The 1,136-nt window shown below is 40.1% G+C and carries 1 protein-coding gene; it reads left to right on the top strand.

Going from position 1 to position 1,136, the window contains the following annotated elements; translation table 11 throughout:
* Window positions 1–1,136 (top strand): ISL3 family transposase (locus GVJ38_RS14120; protein WP_159723817.1); only part of this gene is annotated, 1,136 nt, incomplete at both ends.

Here is a 1,136-nt window from a genome sequence, read left to right as displayed (position 1 = left end):
CTTTCATTGTCACCAAGAAAATAAGCAAACCATTATCAAATGGGGCTGGAAAAAGGTTTCGATCCTCTTAAATGACGTAAGCAACTACAAAACTATTCTTCGAATCGTTAAACAGCGGTTTAAATGTAAGGCTTGCGGTCGGACTTTTTTAGCCGAAGATACGGTCAGTGATCGCCACTGCTTTGTCGCACGCCGAGTGAAACAAGCGATTCTCGAACTCTTGACCAAATCCATTTCAATGTCTCTTATTGCTCGATTAAAACACGTATCCCCGACTACCGTTGTCCGAGCCTTACGCAGTTTTAAAGCCAAAACCGTTACCCCGACAGATACTCTTCCTAAGGTGCTGTGTTTTGATGAATTCAAGTCAGTCAAACGAGTCGCTGGAGCGATGAGCTTTGTCATGATGGATGGGCAAACACATCAATTATTGGACGTTGTGGACAACCGGCAACTATCTAATTTACGCAACTATTTTATTCGTTATCCGAAAAAGGCCAGAGAAGCTGTACGTTTAGTGGTAACAGATTTCTATAGTCCTTACCGGACCTTAGTTAAGGAGCTTTTCCCCAATGCGCAGCTTGTGGTAGATCGCTTTCATATCAGCCAACATATCGGTCGAACCTTTTTACAGCACCGGATTCAAGTGATGAAAACTTTTAGAAAGGAACAGTATCAGCACAAGCACTTAAAACGTTATTGGAAATTACTTCAAAAAAATGCGTGGGAGCTAAATTACGAAAATCGGCGTTGGCAACCGTCTTTCAAGGCGCATCTAACAGAGACAGAAATTGTTGACCGCCTGCTTTCCTATGATGAGGGACTAAAGAAAGGCTATGACGTTTATCAATTATTTCTTTCGGCTATTAAGGGACGGAACGTCCCTTGCTTCACTCAATTGCTCAATGAAGATTATCGTAAGTTGCCTCAAATTTATCATAAAGTGATTACCACATTCAAAAATTACAAAAAAGAAATTAAACGCTCTTTACGTGTTCCTTATTCCAATGGCCCACTAGAATGCTTGAACAACCATATCAAGGTATTAAAACGTGTCGCCTATGGTTTCAGAAACTTCTATAATTTCAGAGAACGAATCTTTTTATACAGAGGAAAGTATTTTAGAAAACTAAAAC

The organism is Enterococcus sp. CSURQ0835, from assembly GCF_902706605.1.
Classification (GTDB): Bacteria; Bacillota; Bacilli; order Lactobacillales; family Enterococcaceae; genus Enterococcus_A.
The sequence above is the reverse complement of the archived record's forward strand: the minus strand, read 5'-3'. Positions and strand labels throughout refer to the sequence as shown.